Origin of the sequence: Paenibacillus sp. FSL F4-0087, from assembly GCF_038020215.1 — a bacterium.
Classification (GTDB): domain Bacteria; phylum Bacillota; class Bacilli; order Paenibacillales; family Paenibacillaceae; genus Paenibacillus; species Paenibacillus taichungensis.
The window spans coordinates 6833615-6859062 of record NZ_JBBODJ010000001.1; the positions used below are offsets into that span (position 1 = coordinate 6833615).

Sequence of the window (25448 nt, forward strand, 5' to 3'; positions counted from 1 at the left end):
TCTTGTTGGGCGTACTTCAACAAGTTTAGACTCACGAAAAAATGGTAAAAGCCAAGATGATATCACCTTGCCACGTTACGAAATCCCAAAGAAAAACGATCCAAAAACGCCAAAGAAGCAATTCCCTAAGGAATGCTTCTCTTCTCGAATCCATCTAATTAGGCATGAAACTGCTGGCCGTCCAGCACTTCAGGCACATAACCGGCACGAATGACGAAATCTCCAAAATGCTCACCATCATTGCGCTCTTTGGCATATTGATTCACCATTGGAGTCAATGTATCCAAAATTTCGGTTTCGCCAATATTTTCTTTGTACAATTTGTTCAAGCGATGTCCGGTAAAACTTCCGCCGAGATACATATTGTATTTTCCCGGAGCTTTGCCGATAAACGAGATCTCAGCCAGCATCGGTCTCGCGCAGCCGTTCGGGCAACCCGTCATACGAATGACAATCTCTTCGTCTCTCAGTCCCGCTTCGTCCAGCACAGGCTCTAGTTTGTCGATCAGTGATGGCAGGTACCGTTCGGATTCAGCCATTGCAAGACCACAAGTCGGAAGCGCCACACAAGCCATAGAACTTCTGCGAAGCGCCGAGTAGTGAGCACCATCGGTCAGATTGTATTGCTCGATCAGTGCCTCAATCTTTTTCTTCTTCTGGCTGCTGATGTTCCCGATAATAAGATTCTGATTGGCTGTGAGACGAAAATCTCCGGTATGAATTTTGGCAATTTCACGAAGACCTGTCATGAGCGGATAACCGTCCACATCCTTCACACGTCCATTTTGAATGAACAAGGTGTAATGCCATCTGCCGTTACTGCCTTTCACCCAACCGTAACGATCTCCATTATGTTCAAAATGGAACTGGCGCGCCGCATCCAGTTTCCAGCCGAGACGATTCGTCAGTTCTTCCACGAACCATGCAAGGCCACGGTCATCGATTGTATATTTGAAGCGGGCATGTTTACGCACTGCACGATCACCATAGTCACGCTGAATCATAACCGTCTTCTCCGCAACATCAATCATTTGCTCTGGTGTACAGAAACCAATGACTTTGGACACCTGCGGATAAGTCTTCGGATCACCATGAGACATCCCCATACCACCACCGACAGAAACGTTAAAACCTTGCAGCTTGCCGTTCTCTACAATAGCGATAAATCCGAGATCCTGTGAAAACACATCTACATCATTGGATGGTGGAACGGCAATCCCGATTTTGAACTTACGCGGCAAATACACTTTGCCATAAATCGGTTCAACTTCTTCATCCGTGTCCTGTGAATCAATAATTTTCTCTCCATCCAGCCACAACTCATGATAAGCACGAGTGCGTGGATCCAGGTGATTACTCACCTGCCATGCCCATTCATATACTTCAGCATGAATATCCGATTGGTCCGGGTTGGGATTACACATAACGTTCCGGTTGACGTCACCACATGCAGCAAGGGTGCTGAGCAACGAATCGTTTACTTCACGAATGGTATTTTTAAGATCCCATTTGAGCACACCATGCAATTGAAATGATTGGCGCGTCGTCAGACGAATGGTCTCATTCGCATATTTATGCGCTACACGATCCATCATCAACCACTGTTCGGGTGTAACAACTCCTCCGGAAGCACGCACACGCAACATGAATTGATAGGCAGGCTCCAGTTTGGATTTATTCCGCTCATTACGCAGGTCACGGTCGTCTTGCATATAACTGCCGTGATGTTTCATCAGACGGTTATCGTCCTCAGGAATCGCACCACTGATCCGATCCGCCAGCGTTTCAGTCAGACTTCCACGCAAGTAGTCACTTTTGATCTTTATATCTTCCACATCACTGTTCGTGCGCTGTGGGTTAAGTAAGTTATTATAAGTCATGCTGCTTTCTCCTCTCGTATCTCCGGGATGCCTTATCCGGCATATGATCTGTAATTAATACACATCCCGCTGATACCGTTTTTCCTGCTGCAAACGTGTCAAATATTCCGCTGCCTGTTCAGGTGTTAGGCCACCCTCTTGTTCAAGAATGGTCGCGAGTGCAGCATGAACATCATGTGCCATTCGTTTCTCGTCACCACAGATATATATAACTGCACCTTCCTGTAACCATTGATACAGCTCTTTGCTATGCTCCAGCATCCGATGCTGCACATATACTTTCTCTTCTGCATCACGGGAAAAAGCGACATCCATCTTCGTAAGAACGCCGTCCTTGAGCCAGCGCTGCCATTCGGTCTGATAGAGGAAATCGGTGGAGAAATGCTGATCGCCGTAGAACAGCCACGTTTTGCCTTCTGCACCCGTCTCTTCACGCTCTCCAAGGAAGGATCTGAACGGAGCTACACCTGTACCTGGTCCAACCATGATGATTGGAACATCCGGGTTCTCCGGCAGTTTGAAGTTTGGATTTTGCTGAATAAATACAGGTAATGTATCCCCTAGTTCAACTCGTTCAGCCAGATGAACAGAGCACACACCATAGCGCTCTCTGCCACGTGATTCATAACGTACTGTTCTAACGGTAAGATGAACTTCCTCCGGGAAAGATTTCGAACTGCTTGCAATCGAATACAGACGTGCCGGGATTTTGCGAAGCACAGCTACGAACGATGCAGCCGGAATACCTTTAAGCCCATAATCCTGTACCAGATCCAGCAAATCACAACTGTTCATGACCTTGCGGAATTCCGAATCATCTGCAAGCAGAGCGGGCAACCCGCTACCCGGTCTCAGCTTTGCCAGCTGCTCCACAACGGGTCTTGTGACAGCAGTAATTTCGAAGTAACGCAATAATGCTTCACGTACAGAAACCTGGTCTCCACTTTTATTAACCGTAACGCGCTCATCTGCATTCCATTCCATGGCTGCAATCAGCTCATCGACCAGGCGTGGATGATTCTCAGGGAATACACCGAGGCTGTCGCCCGGTTCGTAGTCCAGATTGGAACCTTCCAGAGACAATTCGATATGACGTGTCTCTCGGTCCGATCCTCTGCCGTTCAGATTGAGATTTTCCAGCACCTCTGCCTTGAATGGATTCGTCCGGTTGAACTCGGAATCACCGCTGCTTACTGCGGCTCCAACCGCTTCACTCGTTACTACTCCCGCGGCAGCAGGTGTACTGCTGAGTGAAGCAAGCACATCATTCATCCACTCTGCAGCCGCTTCATCAAAATCAACATCACAGTCCACACGTGGTACAAGCGCTGTTCCGCCAAGTTCCTGCAAACGAATGTCAAAATCCTTTCCTGTCTTACAAAAGAACTCATACGAAGTATCTCCCAAAGCCAATACGGAGTAACGCAATCCCTCGAGCTTCGGAGCCCGTTTGCTATGCAGGAATTCATGCAATGGAATCGCATTATCCGGCGGCTCGCCTTCTCCATGTGTGCTGACAATAATGAGAAGATTCTCTACTTTTTTCAGTCCGTTCGGTTTGAAATCTCCCATTGACGACAGGGTTACCTGAAGACCCTGCTCTTCCAGCTTTTTCGCCAGTTTCTTGGATAGTCCACTGGAGTTCCCGGTTTGTGATCCAAAGAGTACCGTAACTTCCCTGGACACCGCAGCAGGTGCACTTGCAGGAGTAATACTTGCTGAAGATGCAGGCTGTTGTTCCACACCAGCAGGTGCAGCTACACCCGCAAATCCCTGAATGGCTGTCAGATATCCGCTAAGCCACGTTTTCTGTCCATCGTTCAATGTAGGAATAAGGCGATTGAGCAGCTCAACCTGTTCCTGATTAAAAGGGCTGTTTGTCACTTGAAGTTCCACCATTTGCCACCTCGCGCATTACGTCAATTTTAATTCCTACTAAAATGATCATATTAATTTCTACTCTCTTGAAGCTACCATACCCGATGGTAGGGGTCAATTTCGATGATTTTATGGTATTTATCAGTTTCACTGATAAAGGACAAAAAAACAACAAATACCCTCCTCCTCAATTCAGGAAGGTTTTTGTTGTTTTTTAAATCTGGAAGCAGTTTAGTTCGAAGTCGAAAGCGGAATATATTCGCTAAAATGATTCTCCAGCACTTTGTTTTTATCACCATATACTCTGTCCAGATGATTCTCTCCCCACAGACAGATGCGGTCGATGATTGCCTGCAGTGTCAAGCCATACTCGGTCAGCTCATACTCGACCTTGGGCGGAATCTCGGGATGAATAATTCGGTGGATAATTTCATTCTTTTCAAGATCACGCAGCTGCTGGGTAAGGACCTTCTGAGTAATGCCAGGGATAGCTCTGCGAAGTTCGCTTGTTCGTTTTTTACCTGATATCAGTTGATGTAGAATAAGAATCCTCCATTTTCCACCGACCAGTTCTAACATTGCCTGCACACCACTCTCATATCTTTTCAGTTCCTTTTCCACTGGGAATCCCCCTTAAATCACATATATGTATACCCATTATTAAAAGTAACCGAAGAACCTCAAAGTATCTACAGCACTCGAAGGTGCGTACTTCTCAATAAGATGTCATGAAACTTATAATAACATTGGTCAGAACGTTAAACCAAAAAATGAAGGAAAAAGGATGGTCACTCATACATGAAAATTAAACTGGTCGTTACTCACCCAAGACAGGATTCTCTAACATTTGCCGTGATGGATCGTTTTATAGAAGGTCTGAAGGAGAATCACCATGAAATTGATATCCTTGATCTGTACCATGATGGATTCGATCCGTTATATAGCGTAGAAGATGAGCGAGATTGGCAAAATCCCGATAAGCAGCATGCCCCTGTAATTCGCAAAGAGCTGGATCGCGTGCTCGCGGCTGATGCCATTGTCTTTATTTTCCCGGTATGGTGGTACAACGTTCCTTCCATGCTCAAAGCTTATCTGGACAAGGTATGGAACATGGGGCTGCTGAACAAGGCAAATTCCAAAAAGGCACTCTGGATTGCACTAGCTGGAGGAACGGAGGCTTCATTCCATAAGTACGATTATTACAACATGATTTCGAATTATCTGAATAATGGGATCGCTGGTTATGCAGGATTGCAGGAATCCCGAGTCGAGTTTCTCTATGAAACCATATCCGAATCCAAAACGCATATTGAAGGCCTGCTGGAGCAAGCGTATCAAATCGGCAGACATTACAAGTAACCTCTGCAATCGGAAAGAAAGCTACTGGCTCATTAAGAGTGGACTTCACCGTCCAGTTATCCCCCATGCCGGGCGCATAAGCAAAAAGAAAAAGGCTTATTTCATCCTTTAATCCAGGTTGAAGTAAGCCTTCTCTTCTTACGCTAAAATGGTTGTTATCATCAGTTAGGCCAAACCAATTTACCCATCATTGCATACAGCAGCGTTGCCGATTCGGCACGAGTCGCTTGGGCAAGAGGCTTCACCTCTCCGTTGTATCCACCGACGATGCCCTGCTTTACAAGCAAGGCTACGCTATCGCGGGCATATGAGCGGATCGTGGAAGCATCGCGGAACTCTACAAGGCTATCCGCCGAAGCTGATTCCGGCTCGACCAGTCCGGCCGCTCCGAGTGCCCTCACGGTCAGCGTCATCATTTCCTGACGGGTGATGGTTGCCTCAGGCATAAAGCGCCCGTCCCCGGTGCCACCAGTGATGCCAAGCGCACGCGCCGTGGTTACCGCTTCATAATACGATGCCTCCGCGCTGACATCGGAGAACGCATTCCCGCGCAACGTTTTCAAGCTGAGTGCGGTCATCAGCCACTGCACGTATTGACCACGCGTCATCACCTGTTTCGGATACAACTGACGGGAGTCCTCGCTTGCACCTTCATCAAAGACTCCTCGGGCTGCCAAGGCCTCCAAGGCATTCTTAGCCCATGGTACATTCGCGAGATCAGTGAACGTCTGCTGCACAGACACGGCAGCATAATTTCCTGCTGCGGACGTAACAGTGAATACGACCTCTCTGCTATTCTGATCATAACGGCTTTGGGGCAACGGAGTTGCCACATGATTCGCATCTATGGCAAACCCTACGATTATATCCCGTTGTACATTTTGCAATGTTTCGTAGGGCATACGAAGCGTCAGTTCACTTGCTGCTGGCCAAGCATCACCGTCCAGATCAATTTCCAATCGAACCCCGTGCTGTGTTCCGAGTTGATCTGCAACTGTCTGCGACAGCTGAGTTCGAATCAATCGGACCGATACAGTCTCATATCCTGCTAAGTCTTTCATTGAAAATGTGGCAGGAAGCTCTAACGTCCCCAATTCCGTAACGATGTTGAATACATGTGCGTCGCCTTGGCCCACCAACGCAGAGACAGGCAGCAATAGTTCATATGCACTTGCTCCTGAGACCGGTTTCTGCCGAAGTTCGACCAGACGGTAACTCTTACTAGCAGGAGCGACTCTCAATGCCTCTTCAATCGCTGAAGCATCCACCTTCGTCTGTACTACACCCTTCTGGTCAACAATACCTTGTAACTCAAGAACGGCACGGTCTTTTTGCGATACTGGTCGTGGCGATGAATTCTCTGTACTTGGGGTACCACTTCCTGATTGCCCTCCGGAGCTGCTCGAATTACCGCCGGCCGAACCATCGGAACCCGAACCGCCTGGTGATGGTGTATACCCTGGTACCTTTACCATTAGCGGTATAGTCATCGCTTTGCTTTCATCAGAAATTCGAGTAATCTCCAATTCCAGCATGACCGCTGTTTCCTTCGATGGCGGGATGATCGTTCCATCGGTTTGAATGACGGTCGGCACCGAACTAGAAGCGATCTCCACGGCAAAACCTTGCGGCACAGTCGGCAACTTCAACCTCTTCGCACCTGCAGAAGGTTGCTCCAGTACCGTAATGCTTGCAGCCACATCGGCAGCGGTCTGTTGGGCCGTAAGCACATGATACGCGGAAGACAACCCGCGCATCGAATGCCCCGACGCGTCAAAAGCTTCCACTTTGTAATAATAACTGGTGCCGGGGCTCAGTTCGTTGTCCGTATACTCCCGCAAACTGCCGTTGTAGACGACACTGTACTCTCCTTTCTCACGATCGGAGCGATAGAGCTTGTAGCTTGCTGCGCCAAGAATTGCATCCCAGTGGAGTGATGCACTTGTTGCAGCCGACATATCAGCATTTAGACCGGCGCTATCGTCCGCAGGTGGCACCGCATCAGACTTGGCGATTATAATCCAGCTGATCAGCGGGTCCTGTGATGCCGTATTACGTACCGTTAATTCCAACTTGTTGCCAGATGCCACAATGCCTGTGTGAGCTCTTACACTGGCGGGTGTATAAGTAACTGCACCGGTATTCGTGCCATTGATGAGGAAGTTCGCTTTCCGCGATGTGTTCGTCCATGGATCGTTGAACCCGGCGTATATATCATATGTCCCGTTCGGCACATCGAAGGTATAGGTCAGATCACTGCCTTTGGGCGAGTTGCTGACATTGCCGCCGTTCAAATAACGGACGGTCGAGAAAATATCCCCGCCGCTCGAACCGGAAGCGAGCGCATCTGCGCTGACATAACCCCAATTCCGTCCCTCCTCCGGAGCGTACAACTGATCTGCCGTATCCGAATTGACGAGCGTGCCTTTCATGTAGGCACCCATCAGTTTATAATCAGCCGTTTCGTATCCACCGCTGTTCACGAAATACTGTGCGTTCTCCGGAATAACATATACTCGGACTGCCTGCTTTTTGTTACCGAACTCCGGTGTCGTTACCTGAAGGGTGATTGGTCCGGGTTTCGCAAAATCTTCTGCCGTCATGACCCGGTTATCCACTGTCCATACCGCTGGGGTTGACACAAGCGTACCTCCGTCACGCACCTTGACCGTCGTAGGCAGGGAAGGTACTTTCCCGAGCGGCACAGCTTCCGGCAGCGGATCGGCGATGTCTACCTTGCCCATCGAATTCAGCAGATTAGGCGACCAACTGTTATACCACTTTATAGCGATGTCTGATCCTATCCCAAACTCTATGGGCAAGAAAACGTATTTTGCCCCGTCGTTTGAGAAATTGCCGCCGTTCCACGTGTCTCCCACGTAAATGAATTTTCCTTTTTCCGGATCGACTGGAATGACCGACGTAGTCTGCGTACCGAACGCCTTACCCGGATCGGGATCGCTCGGCAATGTGCGTACGAACGGATTGGTCATGGTTGACCAAGGACCAAAAATGTTATCCGCCACCGTCACTTTGTTTTCGTTAGGGGCCCAGCCGGACGCGCCGGAGGTCAGAATATAATATTTGCCCTGATACTTGAACATCGCGGGCGCTTCACGCTGTCCGCCTGGGAACACGCGCACATAATCGACGCCATATTCCGCCTGATAGGTCGAATCACGTACCGGATTGCCTTTGTCATCCGTTCGTCCTTCCTTATGCCACCCTGTTACGTCACTGTAGTCTTCATTCAGTTTGGAGATATACAGCGTCAGGTTTTCCTCGCTGGAGTAGATCAGATATCCGGTACCATCGTCGTCCTTGAACAACGTCATGTCACGTGCCATGCCCCGATCGCTTGGGAAATAATCTTTCTCCCCTTCGGGAGTTCTGTCCATCCGGTAACTCTTCTGATACACGAAAGGCCCTGTCGGGGAGTCACTGATTGCGTAGCCGGCCCGCGCTTTACCGTAGTTCGCATTATCGTTGTAGGGGTCCTTGTCTCCGTCCATGTGGGCCCACATCACATATTTTTTCGTTTTGTCATTATAGATGACCTTCGGTCGTTCAATAATTCGACCTTTGCGGATATCGGCCCAAATGTCCACCTTGTCGTCACGACCTTCATACAACTTGGCGATCAACGGGTTCTTGTCGAAATCATCCATCGATTGAATCATCGTCAGTGCCATGCCTTCATCTGTCCAGTTCAGCAGATCCTTGGATGAATATACGCGCACACCAGCGGCTGGCCATCCGCCCGTATGGTATTCGCCATACCAATAATACTTTTCAGTCTGTTCATCGTAAAAAAATCCTGCGCCGTGTGCGTCGATCGGCTTGCCGTCCTGATCCGGCCATAACTGCCCCGGCGTAAAGCTTGTACGAATGGTGGCAACGCCCAGCGGTGCAGATGCAGGAGAAACGATGTCGTCGACGGTTGCCTGGATCATGTAAAAATACCCCGTGCCCATCGTCAGACCATTATCAATAAACGTACTTTCATTGCCACTGTACACCTGCTGATACGTACCTGCAGCACTGGTTGCACGGGACACCGTATATGTTACATCAGATCCAGAAAGTTCGTTCCACCCTAGAGAAATCGACGTATCCGTTACGACTGTAGCAGCAAATCCTGCTGGGGAATCAATCGAGTATGTGGTAGCCTCGGCAACGGTGAACGCAGATTCTCCGGCAGCATTAAAGGCCGTTACGCGATAGCTATAGCTGTTGCCGGGATCAAGCCCCTGATCCGTGTAACTGAGCGCCGTACCTTCATACACCTGATTATACTGGTCGCTGCCAGCCTCAGCCCGAGCCACACGGTAGCCAGCCGCCTTGTCCACGGCTGGCCAAGACAGCTTCACGCTCGTGGCATCGAGTGCCAAGGCCTTCAATTCGCCTGGTCCCTGTGGAGCAACGGCTGTCGTCCGAACCTCCAGCGGCGCAGACCATAACGATTCGGTCATCCCCCCATATTCATAGGCGAGCTTGTAATAATACACCATATCCGCACTTAACCCCTCATCCACGTAACCCAAAGACCCGGTGTTGGTAATCAGGGAATATCCACTATCAGGCGTAGAGGAACGGTACAGGTGATAGCTTGTTGCACCTGCTGCCTCGGTCCATTGCAGTGAAACCGAAGACGCCGTCTGTTCATCGTTGGAGAGTTGGAGATCGTTCCCTGGTGGCTGCTCGGCAATGATAACGTCATCTATATGTACCGACTGCCACTTATTACGAATTCCAACTGTACCCGACCCGTATGTAGTATCGATCAAATCGAATACTAACCGATCCGAACCGTTTTCGACGATGTACCCGCGAATGGAAGAACCCGACAGCACCATTTTGAGCGTATACCACGTATTTTTGGCCAACGCATAGTCCACCGATTTCAATGTCATATCTGTTCCGTTTACCCGCTTGGAAAAGACAAGTTTATTGTTAGGGGCCTGCATTTGAAAATAATAAAAGTTGCCCTTATCCTGAAACCGCGATAGAATTCCCGGAAATCCCTGACCGCCCCCCGTGTAAAAACGCATGGAAACCGTCATGTCAGTCATGACCTCTCCGGTTGAAATGATGCCTTCCCCAGTATCGCTCTGAAAAAGTGTGGAGTTGGACGTATCCGTTGGGTCCGCCATTACCTCCCAACTACCTGAGCTTACGTCCCACACTGGCGATGCCGTGTAATCTCCGTCAGAAAAATCGTCCTGCAACAACGTAGCAGGCATTCTATCCGCATCGGCATATGCATGGCTTGGTAACATCAACGGTCCTGAAGACAATGCCAACGTAGCAGATAACATGAATATCAAGGGTTTCCTGAGTTTATCCAATGTTCATTCTCTCCTTTGACTTGGAAGATGAAAGCATGGTTCTTGAAGGCGGTGTTGTTATCCGACCTGTCCTCAGCAGTGAGCATGCGGTAGAAAAGTGCGCTCCACCTCCCTTTTTTGATGAAACCGGTTTCATTACAGAGCAAAAAAAGACCCGTCTTCTCTCCTAAGTGCAATGATACCAAAACGGAATACCTCGTCTTCTTTGCCCCTATGTCGTGAAACAGGTTTATATTATATAAATGTAATCGCTTTCTCGAATTATATGATTACGTATTTGAAGCTGTCAACCATTAACTCAGCTCGGACATTTTTCGCTGTAACAAGCAAAAAAACGCGTATTCCGCCTGCTATGCAAGCAAAATACGCGTCTTCTATCACCGTTCGAGTTTGTTCGCAAACTCGCCCATATTACTTTAAAATACCTTCGTTGTCCACGACTCACAATTCCATGTCTCCGTAACCACATCACGATAGAATTCAGGTTCGTGAGAGATCAGCAGAATGCTGCCTTTGTATGCTTTGAGTGCGCGTTTCAACTCTTCCTTCGCATCAACGTCCAAATGGTTCGTCGGCTCATCGAGTACGAGCAGATTTGTTTCGTTATTGATCAGTTTGCAGAGACGAACTTTGGCTTTCTCGCCACCACTCAATACGGCAACCTTGCTCTCAATATGCTTGGTCGTCAGTCCGCATTTTGCGAGTGCAGCACGTACTTCAAATTGGGTATAGGAAGGGAACTCCTGCCAGATCTCTTCGATACAGGTATTGTAGTTCGCATCCTTCATCTCTTGTTGGAAATATCCAATCTCCAGATGTTCACCGCGCTGAACGGTTCCTTCCAAAGCTGGAATCTCCCCCAGAATGCTGCGCATCAGCGTTGTTTTACCGATACCGTTTGCACCAACGAGGGCGATCTTCTGTCCACGCTCCATGCGCAGGTCCAGTGGTCTCGACAACGGCTCATTGTATCCAATGACAAGGCCTTTTGTTTCGAAAATAAGCTTGCCAGACGTTCTTGCATCACGGAAGTTAAACTGTGGTTTCGGTTTTTCCTTGGCGATTTCGATGACATCCATCTTGTCCAATTTCTTCTGTCTGGACATCGCCATGTTGCGTGTAGCCACACTTGCCTTGTTCCGGGCCACAAAGTCCTTAAGATCGGCAATTTCCTGTTGTTGACGCTTATACGCCGACTCCAGCTGCTGTTTTTTCATCTCATGAACTTCCTGGAAATGACTATAATCGCCCACATAACGGGTGAGATCCTGATTTTCCATGTGATAGATCAAGTTAATTACACTGTTCAGGAACGGGATATCATGCGAGATCAGAATAAAGGCATTCTCATATTCCTGCAAATAGCGTTTCAGCCATTCGATATGCAATTCATCCAGATAGTTCGTAGGCTCATCCAGGAGCAGAATATCCGGTTTTTCAAGCAGTAGCTTGGCGAGCAATACCTTCGTACGTTGTCCACCACTAAGGTCGTTAACGTCCTTGTCCAGACCGATATCGGTTAGACCCAGACCACGTGCTGTCTCGTCGACTTTGGCATCAATCATGTAGAAATCCTGGTTAGTCAGTGTATCCTGAATCGTACCTACATCCTCCAGCAGTTGTTCCAATTCCTCCGGAGTTACATCGCCCATCTTGCCATACATATCATTCATTTCTTGTTCCATGTCGAACAAATACTGGAACGCACCACGAAGGACATCACGAATGGATTGTCCTTTGCTGAGCACAGCGTGCTGATCCAAATATCCGACACGCATGCGTTTGGACCACTCCACTTTGCCTTCATCCGGCTGGAGTTTGCCTGTAATAATGTTCATGAAGGTAGATTTACCCTCACCATTGGCCCCGATCAGACCAATATGTTCGCCTTTCAGGAGGCGGAAAGAAACGTTGTTAAAGATAGCACGGTCACCAAAACCATGACTTAATTTTTCGACATTTAATATGCTCATTCATGACACCTTTTCTATATAGACTTAATTCTTTGTATATTATAAGCGTTATATCATGCACAACTCAACGCCCTATTGTAAATTTAGCACCATTTTTCGATGAAATGTCCTTCGTTTTAATTCCGAATCCACTCAATCTGAAATCAATGACATTTGCCTTATAGGTATGGATGAGTTAAAATTTTTCCTTAAACGACTTACTACTATAAGAATGGAGCTCTCTTGGAGAGCATCAGGTGAAAATCATGATTGAAGTGAAACAATCCAAATTGGGTGATGGCGAATTTAACCGCGGCGTATTTGCGACCGTAGACATTCCAAAAGGCCAGCTGATCCATCAGGCTCCGGTTGTCCCTTATCCCAATGAAGACCACGAACATGTTGAGAAAACAATTCTCGAAGATTACGTATTTGAATATGGAGCCAATCATACGGCTATCCTGCTGGGCTATGGCAGTTTGATCAACCATTCCTACGAGCCTAATGCCACCTATGATATCAACTTCGAAAACCACACTTTTGACTTCTATGCTTATACAGATATCAAAGCTGGCGAAGAAGTATTGATCAATTATAATGGCGAGGAAGATAACATGGACCCCTTATGGTTTCTGGATGATTACGAAGAACGTATGCGTGAGTTGAACGAAGCAAATGATGGTGAAGAGGATGCTGATGGCATCGAATCTGACTCCAAGGATACGGACTCAAGCAAATAAGACCTTGAAGATAAACGACAACAGTAGTGCAACTTCTTATGGACAAAACAAAACTCAAAAAATTTCACCATAATCCGTTGTAGGGCTAAATGCCGCTGCCTAATGCAAATGAAAACAAGCAAGTCCTCCACCAAGGAAGACTTGCTTGTTTTCGTTTGTTTCGATAGCGTCACATTTCCCAACCAAACCCATATTAATCGGCAATGGGAGGGTCAGTGTGCAGATCCTGATCCGGTTCAGTCAATTTCCATTTGGTAAACGCAACCTCGAACCCGGCACGCTTAGGAGAACAGAGAAACGGGCCTGCTTGCTTGTTCGTCGGATAGGCAAACCTCGCGACCCGAATGGTACGCCAAGGATGCTCATCCGTGCGGGCACGAATAACTACGGCTTCATCATGGTATGAAGCCCGAATGGTAACGATGCGTCCACCCCACTCCGGTACAGGAGAAAGCGACCAATCGGAAAAGCGATCCGTTACGACCGCTCCTACATGAGCCACGCCGTCATTTACTTCTACCCCCGCCTTGATCCATTGATCATGTCCATGCCAGAGCATTAACCCTGCCTGATCATACAATTCCGTGAATGAACTCAGATCAAATGATACTTCAATTGCCTTGGTTCCATCCCATGGAGCAAGCATGGCATGTCCATTCTGATGGCAGAAACCATAGAAGGTCTTCTCCCAGAAGTCGCTGCCCTCCTGTGCCTCCACAATCAGACGGTCACCTTCCGTTCGCGCTTGGACCGGTTCAGTTGTCCATTCGGCATCATGAATCCGATGGAAATTAATTGACATGATTCTTCCCTTCCTTCCACAATCACGTCTTGTAACCTCGTTACTATATAAAATGAACTGAAGACTATAACACTCTGATACTTCAATTGCAGAACCATCTTCCGATCGCTTTTATCCCCAGATTTTTTTGATCCATTTTCAAATGGAAAAATCCGGGGATAAAAGCGGGGCAAATGCTTCCGAAGTAGCTTTCTTACATAAAGCTTTTAGCTCCGCTTCTTCAGATGGGTTCAGCACTTTCCGTTTCGTGTAATCTTCTTTTTACTTTATATAGACACAAATTACAACACATGAGTTCATCTAAAATAAGGAGCCCATATCCGATGCGGCTGTAGGATATGCAAAATTCATGGTGTTTAGCTGATCGGTCGTCAAATCGAACTGAATTGCCATGGCGAACAGGTTAATCAGTTCTTCTGTTTTGCCACCCAATACATGGGCACCCAGGATACGTCCTGTTTCCTTGTCGATTACAACTTTGGCCATGGCAAATTTTTCATTCGTACGTTTATAAGTATACCATTTCGACATGTCATTTACTTTCACCTCGTAGCCCTCTTTTTTGGCCTGCTCCACAGTAAGACCTACAGAACCCAGGGATGGCACGGTAAATACAATGGAGGGCATTACTTTATAATTAGGTTTGTTATGATTGCCTTCAAGCAGATTCAAGGATACGGCGCGTGATTCCTGGCCTGCAAGCGGAGTCAACGGAAGTCCTTCCGTTGCGGTAACATCGCCGGCCGCGTAGACTCTTGGATTGCTTTCGCTCTGCAAGTACTCATTAACGGAGATGCCTTTTTTCGTATAGCTGACATTTCCCTTCTCCAGTTCAAGCCCAGCTACATTCGGAATACGCCCTGCTCCGTGAACGACAAGTCCACACTGCCATTGATGATCAGCCCCATTGCGGGTTCCACTGACCACATATGTGTTTCCCTGCTGACGAATCGCCCTCACTTCCGCATTCAAGTGTACGTGAATACCTACTTCTTCGGATTTTTGCAGCAGCAGGTCCACTAGTTCCGAATCAAACTGTTCCAGTGGCTCTTCGCCTCGATGTATAATATGGACTTCCGTGCCAGCTCTCGCCGCAATATGTGCAAATTCAAAAGCAATGTAACCGCCACCGACCAGAACCAATTTATCCGGCAGCTGTTCCAGATCAAGAAAATCATCGCTGTATTTCAGATGCTCGGCACCATCAATAGGAAGTGGTGCTGGACGCGCACCTGTTGCAATTAGAATATGTTTCCCCTGCAGTATTTCGTCCCCTACACGAACGTGATCTTCGTCAACGAATGAAGCCTTACCATGGAACGTATGCATCCCGGCCTGCTTGAACTTATCCTCACTTGCTCTCGGAATACTCTCCGTAAATGTTCGCTTGAACGCCATAAGTTCCGACCACTGAATAGAAGCGTTACCTTCCACTCCCTTGCCCTTCATTCGTTCATTCCAGTCGATCAGTTCAGCCGCTCCTGCAAGCACTTTTTTGGGATCACAGCCTCGTAATGCACAGGTTCCGCCAAACTCTCGTTCATCAATTACGGCAATTTTCCATCCGGCTTCAGCGCAGCGGGATATAACCGAGCTTGCAGCGCTCCCAGTTCCAATCGCGATCAGATCATAAGGTTGTGTCATGTTAGTTCCTCCTCTTCATGTATAACCGTAAATATCAAACTATAATAACCCTGCTTTTTGCAGATAGTCCGTTGCCACTTGTTCTGGAATCGCTCCATTAACGTTCACTTCGTAATTCATTTGACGCATCTCATCGTCCGTGATTCGGCCTGCAAGTTGATTCAGTACCTCTACCAGCTGCGGATATTGATCTGCCGTTTCTTTGCGGAGCATCGGCGCTCCCTGATATGGCGGGAACAATTCCTGATCATCCTCCAGCACAACGAGTTTATACTGTCTCAGTTCACTGTCTGTGGAGTAAGCATCCAGCAAATTGATATCTCCACGCTGTACGGCTGAATAACGCAGTTTCGGTTCCATTGTGGCCACGTTCGGGAATTTGATGCCATACTTCTTCTGAATACCAACATATCCGTCTTCCCGATCAGAGAATTCCAGTGTGAATCCTGCCTTGATCTGTTGCTGTACCGACTTAAGATCCGATATGGTCTTCAGATTATACTGATCCGCAACCTTCTGAGGCACAGCCAACGTATACGTATTGTTGTAATCCATCGGGTTCAGAAGAACCATATTGAATTGGCTCAACATCCCGTCTCTTGCCTGTTCATACACTTCTGTGCGATCAGTGCTAACTGCGGTTTCCTTCATAAATTCAGATATGGCGGTACCTGTAAATTCCGGATAAATATCAATATCACCTGATTTCAGTGCATTGAACAGAAATGTGGTTTTTCCCAATCCTGGTTTCAATTCAACCTTCAGATCGGTATCTTTTTCAATGAGCAATTTGTACATATTAATCAAAATCTCCGGTTCGGCACCCAGCTTGCCAGCAATAACCAGATCTTTTTGCCCTCCACGGGAGAGCCAAGGAATCGTGATTACCAGGAAGGCCACCAGAGCGAGCGTTCCGAGAGTGACCAGCGTTTTCTTGAATGATAAACGTTGGAACTGGCGGAGCAGCACATCAAACAAAATGGCAAGTAATGCGGCTGGGATAGCTCCCAGAATAATCAATGAAGTATCATTTCGATCAATACCAAGCAAAATGAGTTCACCCAGCCCCCCTGCACCAATCAGGGCAGCAAGCGTGGCTGTACCTACAATCAGAACCATTGCGGTACGAATGCCTGCCATAATGACAGGCATCGCGAGTGGCAGCTCCACTTTGGTCAGACGTTGACGACTGTTCATGCCCATTGCATTTGCTGCCTCGACCATGGAAGGATCAACTTCCGATATGCCCGTATACGTGTTGCGGAGTACCGGAAGCAAGGCATACACTACAAGCGCAATAATCGCAGGAAATGTACCGATGCCGAATAACGGAATGAGCAATCCGAGAAGGGCCAGGGACGGGATTGTTTGCAGTACGGCTGTTACCCCAATAATCGGCTCAGCCACTCTTGGTTTACGTGTCAGATAAATGCCCAGCGGGATCGCGATCAGAACGGCAAAGAACAATGCGATAAATGAGATCTGAATATGCTCAAGGAGAGCGGATAATAACTGTCCTTTGCGCTCACTGAACACCTCTGTAAATCTACTCATGCGCTTCACCCCGTTCCTGCAACTGCCCGGACCAGTACTGGATTAAATCGGCTCGACTGACCTGACCTATAATCTGGTGGTCTTTCTCGACCAGTAAATGATCATGAGATGCCATGATTTCCACAAAATCAGGCAGCGTAATCGATACGGGAACAGCCGTTTTGGCCGACTTCGGCACATGCCCAGGTGAGAGCGGTGACATGATCGATTCAAGATCAAATATAGAAATCAGTCGTTCTTGTTCGCCGGAGGCCGTTTGTAATTCATCCATCGGGTCGCCTCCACCAGATACAGGCTGTAAACTCCTATCCGGACCAGAACTGCCGACAAAGTCACGTACGAATTCATTGGCTGGCTGCTGGATTAGTTCTTCCGGGGTGCCTACCTGTAACACTTGCCCGTCCTTCATGATGCAGATACGATCACCCAGCTTCATCGCTTCCTGAATATCATGGGTAACAAACACAATCGTCTTCTTCATCTGACGCTGAATATCCAGAATATCGTCCTGTAATTTCTCGCGACTCATCGGGTCAAGTGCACTGAACGGTTCATCCATCAGTACAATTTCGGGATCGGCAGCGAGTGCGCGCAATACACCGATTCTCTGTTGTTGTCCACCAGATAGCTCAGCAGGCTTGCGATCACTGTATGTGGTACCTTTCAGTCCAACCATGTCCAGCAAATTATGTACGCGCTCCTTGATTTGCTCTGACTTCCACTTTCGGAGTTCAGGAACAACAGCAATATTTTCGGCAATTGTCATGTGTGGGAACAGTGCAATCTGTTGCAGCACATATCCGATATTCCAGCGCAATTCATGAATGTTATATTCATCGATAGGCCGTTCGTTAATTCGTACGGTTCCATCTGTCCGCTCGATCAGGCGATTAATCATTTTGAGCATTGTGGTTTTGCCGCAACCGCTCGGACCAATCATGACGAACAGCTCTCCCTTATTAATGTTGAGATTAACCTGACGCAGAGCATGGGTTCCATCAGGGTATTGCTTGGATACATTTTCGAACTGAATCATCCGTTCTCTTCTCTCCTTTTATCAAACATTCATTCTCATCTATTTCCCCAAAAGCGTACGCATATAATCACCGTGCTGGATTGGGTATTATTGTTTCTGTAGAAATTGGAATACGAACGGATACCTGTAAAGGTTGAACAATCAGCAAAAAAGACGGGCCTTCCGGCATCGTCTTCTTGTTATTCAGCAGAATTTGCCTCCAATATTTTTATAATAATTCTTATATCATTTCCCTTAATGCATATGCTGCCTAATAAATTGCTCCAGCGAAACCGGGCTTTGCCCTGTGACTTTCAATACCGTCTCCGTCGTTTGATCTTCTCTTCCTTCCTCACGGATGAATACATCCAGCCCTGCCAGAGCCGTGGCGTAATCTTCTGACATTCCCGTCTGAATCAGGCTATTTCTCAGTTCTGCATCCGACAATGATTCATGCTGAATACGCTGATCCAATAAGCAACTAATGATGTCCGCAACTTGCCCATAAGACAATGTCTCTGGCCCCGTAATGATATGAGCTGTATTATGGGGGACAACATCTGTCAGAGCAAAGAAGGCAACTGCTGCGATATCATCTGCGCTGACAAAACCAATTTTACCATCACCAGCAGCACTGTAGATTTTACCCAACTGCTTCATCGTCTCCCGATGCGGTCCCTCTGTAAAGTTCTCCATAAAATAGGAAGGCTGTAGTACAGTCCACTCAGGAGCAAGCTCCTTCAAGCTTTGATGTACTTTGCCAAATATAGGTCCGTCTTCATCAACGGAAGCACTGCCAAGCAAGACGAATCGTTTAACGCCGCTCCATAACGCTTCCTTGATGAACGGAATCATTACGGCTTCCGGGTGCATGTCCATGACGGGCACGACAAGGTACACATGATCCACATTTTTCAGCGCTGGACCATAAGTGGTTGAATCGTACCAATCAAAAAAGACATAGTTGTCGGCAGAATCAGAAGAAGCTGGTTTCTTTCTCCCTGCCAGACGCACCGGATAGTGGTGCTTCTGAAGCATGGCAGCAACGCGGCTTCCTGTCTTTCCATTCGCTCCTGTAATCAGTGTTAAAGGTTTATCGTTGATCATTTTCATTGCCTCCTTCGGTTTGCTTTATGTTCATTTTCCAGACTGATCAGTCTAGAATGGTGAAAAAATAAACGCCCTAAGCGTTCATTTTCAGAAATCCAACCATAATCCTTGCTTATATACTGCCATTAATTCAATACTCTTAATGTTGTACGCACTAGCTCCCGCAACACCTCTGTATTGGCACCGCTCTTGGCCGTGAAGGTCAATGACAGACGGGAATAATTCAGAAAACGGGAAATACCGGGCAATTCATGCTCGGCATAGTTAAATTCACCGTTTCTATGCCCACGGATAAGCGCCGCAAGAAAAGTATCTTCCATTTGCTTGTTGCTCGCTTGAATAAAGTCGGCAATCTCATGATTTTGGGGTGCTTGTTCCACGGCGCTATTGATAATAAAACATTCATTGCGACGCTCCTCATCCGTCAATACATTAACGGCTTCGTTGAAAAGCTGTTCCATCCCCTGCCTTACACTCGTGCATTCATTCAACAGCTGAATACCCGCCTCTGTTTTCTGCTGAATATAAAATTTAAGGGCAGAGACAAATAAATCATGCTTGGTTCCATAAGTGTCATACAAACTTTGACGTGCAATACCAAGCTCATTCAGCAGTACAGTCAACGAAGTACCTTCATAACCATAGGCTCCAAATACAGCCGTGGCTTTTCTTAGAACACTTTCGGTGTCAAATTCCTTGGCTCTTCCCAATTTCAGACCTCACCTCCCGCTTGATTAAGTCAAGAATACACTTTTCCAGACTGATCAGTCAAGAAAATAAATGCTTTGTTTTTTGCCAAAATGGTATAATGACAGTAGAAGTTGAATTAATCCATTTACCATTACAATCATGCCAACATATAAAGGAGTGTAGCGATATGTATATTCAAATTACTGATTTGGCTGCTGCGCGATTAACTGAAAGCCTGAATGATCAGCCCGGCTATTTCAAAGTGATCTATGACATGGAAGGTTGTGGCTGTAACGGAATTATTGCCATACTTATTGTGGACGAACCCGAAGCTCTGGATGTACAAATTGAAACCAATCTGGTGCCATTCTATGTCGATCCGAAACAACAGTTAAACCTGGAGCAGCACATGAAGCTGGACACGGAACTCAACTATCCTTCCTTCAAACTAAGCAGTGATTCCGGTGTACTCAGCAGCAATGTCCGTGTTCGGGATGCCCGCGCAGTGACGGCTGGAAAATCCGGCAATTCTGTTTCATGCGAGCTGTAATTCAAAAGTTCGTGGCTGAAATAAAGAGTATTTAATTCGCCTATCTATGTATACAGAAAGACTTTGCACAAAGGTGCAGAGTCTTTTTTTGTGCTCTTTTTCTCGTCAGACAACTAAAAGCTATGAATCTCGCAAACTTTGTTTACAACTCGGAAACAATTGGAGAACCTATGGATATAATCCTCTAGTATACTCGGTATATAGCAAAGCACGAGATTGATATAACCCGAGGAGGAACACACATCATGAAATCTTTTACACGTAAATCCATCGTATCCACGATACTTATAGGTTCTGTCGTAGCAGGCTCAGCATTCACAACGCTGCCCTTCACTAAGGAACTGAATCCGGTCGCATCTGCTGCCAGCTCCAGCTTCACTCAATTCCTGCACGATAATGCACCTGGACGCACAATTAAAACGAGTAGCAGTGGCTTGGCAACGGTAACGAATCTATCAAGTACAGTTGTGCTAGTGAATAAAAAGAGAAACTTGCCTTCAACCTATGCCCCTCAGGATCTGGTTGTTCCTAACATCCCATTTAGCTTCTCCGGCTCCAGTCCGAAAAAGCAAATGCGTAAAGTAGCCGCTACCGCAATTGAGAACTTATTCGCAGCAGCAAAAAAAGACGGCATTGATATCAAAGCCGTGTCCGGTTATCGCTCTTATGCTACCCAAAAATCCATTTTTGACCGTAATGCAAGTATCAAAGGCGAAGCCGTTGCGAATAAAACCAGTGCTCGTCCTGGACAAAGTGAACATCAGACGGGTCTTGCGATGGATATCTCCAGTGCATCAGCGGGATATGATTTGCAACAAAGCTTTGGAAACACCAAGGAAGGCAAATGGCTGAAAGCCAATGCACATAAATACGGATTTATCATTCGTTATGGCAAAGATCAGGAGAAACTGACAGGTTACTCTTATGAGCCATGGCATGTGCGTTATGTTGGCGTGTATATTGCGGGGGAAATTACGAGTCAGAACCTTACACTTGAACAGTACCTGGAGCGCGCCAAATAAACCAGTAGAAATCTGATGACAAAAGGTATTCATTCCACTCTCATATAACTATCGTATGTAAATGACAGATAACTAACAGGACGGGGCCCGATTTCGGGCCCCGTCCTGTTGTTGTATATCTACCACATTTTAATCATTCTCCAAATCGAATAGATATGGATCAGTTCAACCACATTGATGTAAAGGTAAAGTTAGATTCATAGCAGACTAAGGTTTACTATTCAGTTCTGTGCTCCATTCCTCTACAGCATCAACAACCTGTTTTAATTGCTGCTCTTCCTCAATCGCTGGATCATTGTCCCCTTTTTGCTTCCCATAAGAGCCAAATTGCCCATGATTTCCTCCTTCTACACTGACATACAAAGTGTCAGCAGGTAGATTGGTTTTGGCACTTTCCCAAGCTTCTTTATTGAGAACTCCATCTGCTGTACCTGTAATTTGCAAAACAGATAAATCAGTGTCTTTTATTGATCCGCCCTCATCCGCATAAGATGCCAAGAAAAATACACCCTCAAGCTTCTCACTGTGTTCTGAAGCATATCTCGCTGCGAATGAACCTCCTAAAGAGTGTCCCCCAATAACAAATGATTCGTCTGGGTGTTCTTCAAGAAAGGAGTCCGCTTTATTTTGACCGAAAATGGCTAGATTCAGTGGCATTTCCGCAATATATACGCGATGCCCCCGTTGAGCCAGTTCTCTAGCAAATGGTGAGTAGCTTTCCGGTTCTACTAAACCTCCAGGATAAAAAATAATATTCGGTTCGATTACTTTCCCGGTTTGTGGCTCAAATTTATAACCGTCTTTGACCTCTGTTACTTTGACCTGATTATCGTTCTGAAAAGCGAGTTCCGCTTGATTGGAAGGACTGTAGGTTATCGAATTGAGGTATACCAATAAGCCAATGATTACAATTATGATGAGGGAAACTCCCCATATCAATATTTTAGTCCATTTGTTTTTTTTCTCTGTTTTTGCCAAAGTTAAAACCTCTTTCAATCATTATTTTGGATTAGGTTATCATTGATTTGCTGCTTCAGTTCTAGTAAATTATATTTACCGGTAAGTAAAATTACAAGTCTAATCTTATTCAATGGATAAGTTGTCATAAAATATTCACGGAGGTAATGATGAAAATGAATACAGATTCACAACGCTCACCAGGAAGACCGAAACAAGCAGAAGATGATTTACCCGTACAAGAAATAATTCTTCAAACGGCCGCCAAACTCTTTATGGAGCATGGGTACGAACCTGTTTCACTCCAACAAATCGCTAAAGCTTGCAATGTGTCTAAACCATCCATTTATTATCACTTCACCAGTAAACCGGAACTTTTTAAGATCGCGGTTACGACCATGTTTAAACATGTGCACCAAGCTACGTCACGATTATTAAGAGAAGCAGACAATCTGGAAACAGGACTGCTACATGTGGCAGAAGCAAGGTTAGCTAATCCTCATGCGGAGATTGAGACTCTGCTCAAAGATGCGGAGAGATATTTGAGTGAGAAACAGATCGAGGAAATCAGAGCAGCGGAAAATAAAATTTACGTAGAGCTGGCTGATTATTTTAAAGATGCGATGGATAATAACCTGCTTCGAAGCAACAATTCCATGCTTCTCGCGCAAACTTTCTCAACAATGATGGTCATCGGCAATAAGGTAGATACATTAAGAGAATATGATTCCAATTTAAATATAGGTAAGGAGATTGTCGAAATTTTTTTGCGAGGTACAATGGTGAGATGATTAGCCGCCAGACTTATATAAAAATGGCGTTCCTCTCTCCTCGTTCGGGTTGGAGCAGAAGACATGGAGTGTAAAAAAGATGAGACGTGTAGGAGAGGTTGAAGAAGCGCCTGCAAAATGCTAAGAAACCCCAGACACGTTATAACGGGGTTTAGGCCATATGTAACGTTTTGGAGCATTTTAGGAAATAACGTGTCCGGTGTCCCTTGCAATTGAAAAAGAGAGCCAAGGAACCATAAGCCGTCTATTCCTTAAGTAAAGAACATGCTCATGCTCCCTGAACCTTCCTGCCGACCTGTTATTTTTCTGAAAACGACTGGCAGCCTCTTCACACTCTCCGTCCCAGCCCAGGAACCAACGCCAGCAAGAAGTGCATTATGAAACCAAAAAAGTGCAACATTATACGCGATGGTTCCCAGGACCATCTCCACCACCAAAAAACGTTTCAGCGTGGAGGATTCGATGACGTATACCTGAAATTCATTTCGCGACTTTCCAGCTCTGTACCTAGTGAAGAATGTTTTCATGAATCACCTCTTCTGTTTTATTTTATCGTATGGCAGGCAGATCTTGTCTTATTCAAAAATAATACTTACATAAAGTAACTTAGTGTGTTATAGTCAGTTTATAAACCATACATAAGCGAGGGAAACAACCATGAGTGAATTGGAGAATCTGGTCAAAAACCGTAGATCGGCCGTTATTTTTGAAGAAGGAATTGAGATTCCAGAGTCAGAATTGCAAGAGATGTTTGCTTTGAACAAATTCGCACCTTCCGCCTTTAACCTCCAGCATACGCACTATCTTGTGCTGACGGACCCAGCTCAGAAAGAAAAAGTCTATGAAGCTTCCCAGCAATATAAAGTAAAAACGGCCTCTGCGGTCATTGTTGTCCTCGGCGATGTCAACGCACACCATCACATTCGCACAATCAATGAGGGCCTGCTGAACCTTGGTGCGATGACTCCGTTTCAATACGAGCAAGAATCACAGAGTGTCATCGAATTTTACGAAACGCGGGGAAGGTTCTTCCAGAGAGAAGATGCAATTCGTAATGCTAGCCTGTCAGCGATGCAATTGATGCTTATCGCTCAGGATCGTGGTTGGGACACCTGCCCCATGATTGGCTTCGACGCGGAAGAGTTGCAACGCAGTCTGGATATTCCCGACCATTATGTACCTGCCATGCTAATTACAATCGGCAAAAAGTCGGAAGCCAAACAACGTCCGCGCGGATACCGCAAACCGATTAACGAATATGTCAGCTTCAACAAAATGCATGCCGAATAACTAAAAGTTATAAAAAAAAAAGCCACGTTCTCGTGGCTTTAATACGTTTCATAGAAAAGCGCATCAGAAATATCCATTTTTTCGTTAAACGAAGCATACAGATAGAGCCTTCCAGCAGGTGTATCACCCGCATCATAACCTATTCTGAAGCAGCCACCTTCCTCAAATACTACGTCAGCCAGTATCAATCCATTTACATCCTCGCCCGGATGGGCCTTCCCTATAACCTGAAGCGTTTGTTCACATAATTCGTCGAACTGTTTCCAGGCCTCCTCGATCACTGGAGACAACTGGTCCATAGCTGCTTTCGTTGAAGCATCGGTAGTAACGACCAAATTTTGTCCCTTGTACGTCAAGGTAGCTGTATAGCATGACATCGAAACATCATATTGAAAGATTCCTACCCCCGAAATGCTAATGTCCGGTTCAATGATCAGATTGTTCCCAAACTGGATTCTAAGCAATTTGGAGTGGAGTTCAGAATCAAGTTCGGTTAGTTTATTTTCTGAACAATAAAGCTCTTGAAGCCGCTCGTTCTGACTAAAGTCCAACTTCGAGATGTGGTTATTAAAACATCGTACACTTTCCAATTTCGGATTGTTACACGTATCCAGTTCGGTTAGATGATTATGATTGCACCGGATTTCCAGCAAGTTCATGCAGCTTGAGACATCCAGATGTAATATGTAATTGTTGGAGCACTCGAGCCGTTCCAGCAGCTTATTGTGATGCAGTTCGAGCGTAAAAAATGCGTTATAGCTACAGCTAAGTTCCTTCAAAGAAGGATTATGATCCAGGTTCAATCTCGACAGCATATTCCAATGGCACTCCAGCTTCACAAGCTTGGGGTTGTTACTTACATCCAA

The 25448-nt window shown here is 46.3% G+C and carries 20 protein-coding genes; 6 read left to right on the top strand and 14 right to left on the bottom strand.

All coding sequences use genetic code 11. The features are described 5' to 3' along the window. Nucleotides 1–158: 158 nt before the first annotated feature. The 3 genes from cysI to MHB84_RS30745 all read right to left on the bottom strand — a co-directional run bounded on the left by cysI (nt 159) and on the right by MHB84_RS30745 (nt 4379). Nucleotides 159–1880, bottom strand: coding sequence for an assimilatory sulfite reductase (NADPH) hemoprotein subunit (gene cysI, locus MHB84_RS30735; protein ID WP_076291071.1), 1722 nt, complete (start codon nt 1878–1880; stop codon nt 159–161). A 54-nt stretch (nt 1881–1934) separates the two neighbouring features. Next, entirely contained in the window at nt 1935–3776 is a 1842-nt protein-coding gene (locus MHB84_RS30740; protein WP_076291070.1) for an assimilatory sulfite reductase (NADPH) flavoprotein subunit, read from the bottom strand. Between the two features lie 213 nt (nt 3777–3989). Continuing rightward, the gene (locus MHB84_RS30745; RefSeq protein WP_076291068.1) at nt 3990–4379 is read right to left on the bottom strand and encodes a winged helix-turn-helix transcriptional regulator; all 390 of its coding nucleotides are present in this window, start codon (nt 4377–4379) and stop codon (nt 3990–3992) included. 177 nt (nt 4380–4556) lie between these two features. On the opposite strand from MHB84_RS30745, the gene MHB84_RS30750 reads away from it, so the two are divergent. After that, nucleotides 4557–5117: an NAD(P)H oxidoreductase gene (locus MHB84_RS30750; protein ID WP_076291067.1), complete on the top strand. Its 561-nt coding sequence runs from the start codon at nt 4557–4559 to the stop codon at nt 5115–5117. A 161-nt stretch (nt 5118–5278) separates the two neighbouring features. Here MHB84_RS30750 and MHB84_RS30755 read toward each other — a convergent pair whose 3' ends face one another. Then, nucleotides 5279–10465, bottom strand: coding sequence for an S-layer homology domain-containing protein (locus tag MHB84_RS30755; RefSeq protein ID WP_076291066.1), 5187 nt, complete (start codon nt 10463–10465; stop codon nt 5279–5281). A gap of 416 nt (nt 10466–10881) precedes the next feature. Then, on the bottom strand, nt 10882–12438 hold the full coding sequence (locus MHB84_RS30760) for an ABC-F family ATP-binding cassette domain-containing protein (RefSeq protein ID WP_063563476.1): 1557 nt from the start codon (nt 12436–12438) through the stop codon (nt 10882–10884). A gap of 245 nt (nt 12439–12683) precedes the next feature. Here MHB84_RS30760 and MHB84_RS30765 point away from each other — a divergent pair, with 245 nt between their 5' ends. Beyond that, nucleotides 12684–13157, top strand: a complete 474-nt coding sequence (locus MHB84_RS30765; protein ID WP_076291147.1) for an SET domain-containing protein — start codon at nt 12684–12686, stop codon at nt 13155–13157. A gap of 193 nt (nt 13158–13350) precedes the next feature. On the opposite strand, the gene MHB84_RS30770 is transcribed toward MHB84_RS30765, so the two are convergent. The 6 genes from MHB84_RS30770 to MHB84_RS30795 all read right to left on the bottom strand — a co-directional run bounded on the left by MHB84_RS30770 (nt 13351) and on the right by MHB84_RS30795 (nt 19992). After that, entirely contained in the window at nt 13351–13959 is a 609-nt protein-coding gene (locus MHB84_RS30770; protein ID WP_076291065.1) for a DUF1349 domain-containing protein, read from the bottom strand. A gap of 300 nt (nt 13960–14259) precedes the next feature. Further along, the gene (locus MHB84_RS30775; protein WP_076291064.1) at nt 14260–15603 is read right to left on the bottom strand and encodes a dihydrolipoyl dehydrogenase family protein; all 1344 of its coding nucleotides are present in this window, start codon (nt 15601–15603) and stop codon (nt 14260–14262) included. 39 nt (nt 15604–15642) lie between these two features. Next, entirely contained in the window at nt 15643–17157 is a 1515-nt protein-coding gene (gene opuFB, locus MHB84_RS30780; protein WP_076291063.1) for an osmoprotectant update ABC transporter permease/substrate-binding subunit OpuFB, read from the bottom strand. Next, nucleotides 17150–18193, bottom strand: coding sequence for an ABC transporter ATP-binding protein (locus MHB84_RS30785; protein WP_076291062.1), 1044 nt, complete (start codon nt 18191–18193; stop codon nt 17150–17152). Before MHB84_RS30785 ends, opuFB begins: the two co-directional genes overlap by 8 nt. A 234-nt stretch (nt 18194–18427) precedes the next feature. Next, nucleotides 18428–19276, bottom strand: coding sequence for an NmrA family NAD(P)-binding protein (locus MHB84_RS30790; protein WP_083679061.1), 849 nt, complete (start codon nt 19274–19276; stop codon nt 18428–18430). 131 nt (nt 19277–19407) lie between these two features. Further along, nucleotides 19408–19992: a TetR/AcrR family transcriptional regulator gene (locus tag MHB84_RS30795; protein WP_076291060.1), complete on the bottom strand. Its 585-nt coding sequence runs from the start codon at nt 19990–19992 to the stop codon at nt 19408–19410. Nucleotides 19993–20159: 167 nt separating this feature from the next. Here MHB84_RS30795 and MHB84_RS30800 point away from each other — a divergent pair, with 167 nt between their 5' ends. Both MHB84_RS30800 and MHB84_RS30805 read left to right on the top strand, forming a co-directional pair. Then, nucleotides 20160–20522 (top strand): iron-sulfur cluster biosynthesis family protein, encoded by a 363-nt coding sequence (locus MHB84_RS30800; protein ID WP_076291059.1) that lies wholly within the window; start codon nt 20160–20162, stop codon nt 20520–20522. A gap of 245 nt (nt 20523–20767) precedes the next feature. After that, on the top strand, nt 20768–21544 hold the full coding sequence (locus MHB84_RS30805) for a M15 family metallopeptidase (protein ID WP_064638795.1): 777 nt from the start codon (nt 20768–20770) through the stop codon (nt 21542–21544). A 207-nt stretch (nt 21545–21751) separates the two neighbouring features. Here MHB84_RS30805 and MHB84_RS30810 read toward each other — a convergent pair whose 3' ends face one another. Next, nucleotides 21752–22522, bottom strand: a complete 771-nt coding sequence (locus MHB84_RS30810) for an alpha/beta fold hydrolase (RefSeq protein ID WP_076291058.1) — start codon at nt 22520–22522, stop codon at nt 21752–21754. Nucleotides 22523–22671: 149 nt separating this feature from the next. Between MHB84_RS30810 and MHB84_RS30815 the strand changes: the two genes are divergently transcribed. After that, complete coding sequence (locus MHB84_RS30815; RefSeq protein WP_256716897.1) at nt 22672–23292, top strand: TetR/AcrR family transcriptional regulator; 621 nt, start codon at nt 22672–22674, stop codon at nt 23290–23292. A gap of 251 nt (nt 23293–23543) precedes the next feature. On the opposite strand, the gene MHB84_RS30820 is transcribed toward MHB84_RS30815, so the two are convergent. Then, the gene (locus MHB84_RS30820) at nt 23544–23819 is read right to left on the bottom strand and encodes a hypothetical protein (protein ID WP_076291056.1); all 276 of its coding nucleotides are present in this window, start codon (nt 23817–23819) and stop codon (nt 23544–23546) included. Nucleotides 23820–23949: 130 nt separating this feature from the next. Here MHB84_RS30820 and MHB84_RS30825 point away from each other — a divergent pair, with 130 nt between their 5' ends. After that, the gene (locus tag MHB84_RS30825; protein WP_063563466.1) at nt 23950–24582 is read left to right on the top strand and encodes a nitroreductase family protein; all 633 of its coding nucleotides are present in this window, start codon (nt 23950–23952) and stop codon (nt 24580–24582) included. A gap of 38 nt (nt 24583–24620) precedes the next feature. Here the strand turns inward: MHB84_RS30825 and MHB84_RS30830 are convergent, their stop codons facing one another. Then, nucleotides 24621–25448, bottom strand: a complete 828-nt coding sequence (locus MHB84_RS30830; RefSeq protein ID WP_143764800.1) for a leucine-rich repeat domain-containing protein — start codon at nt 25446–25448, stop codon at nt 24621–24623.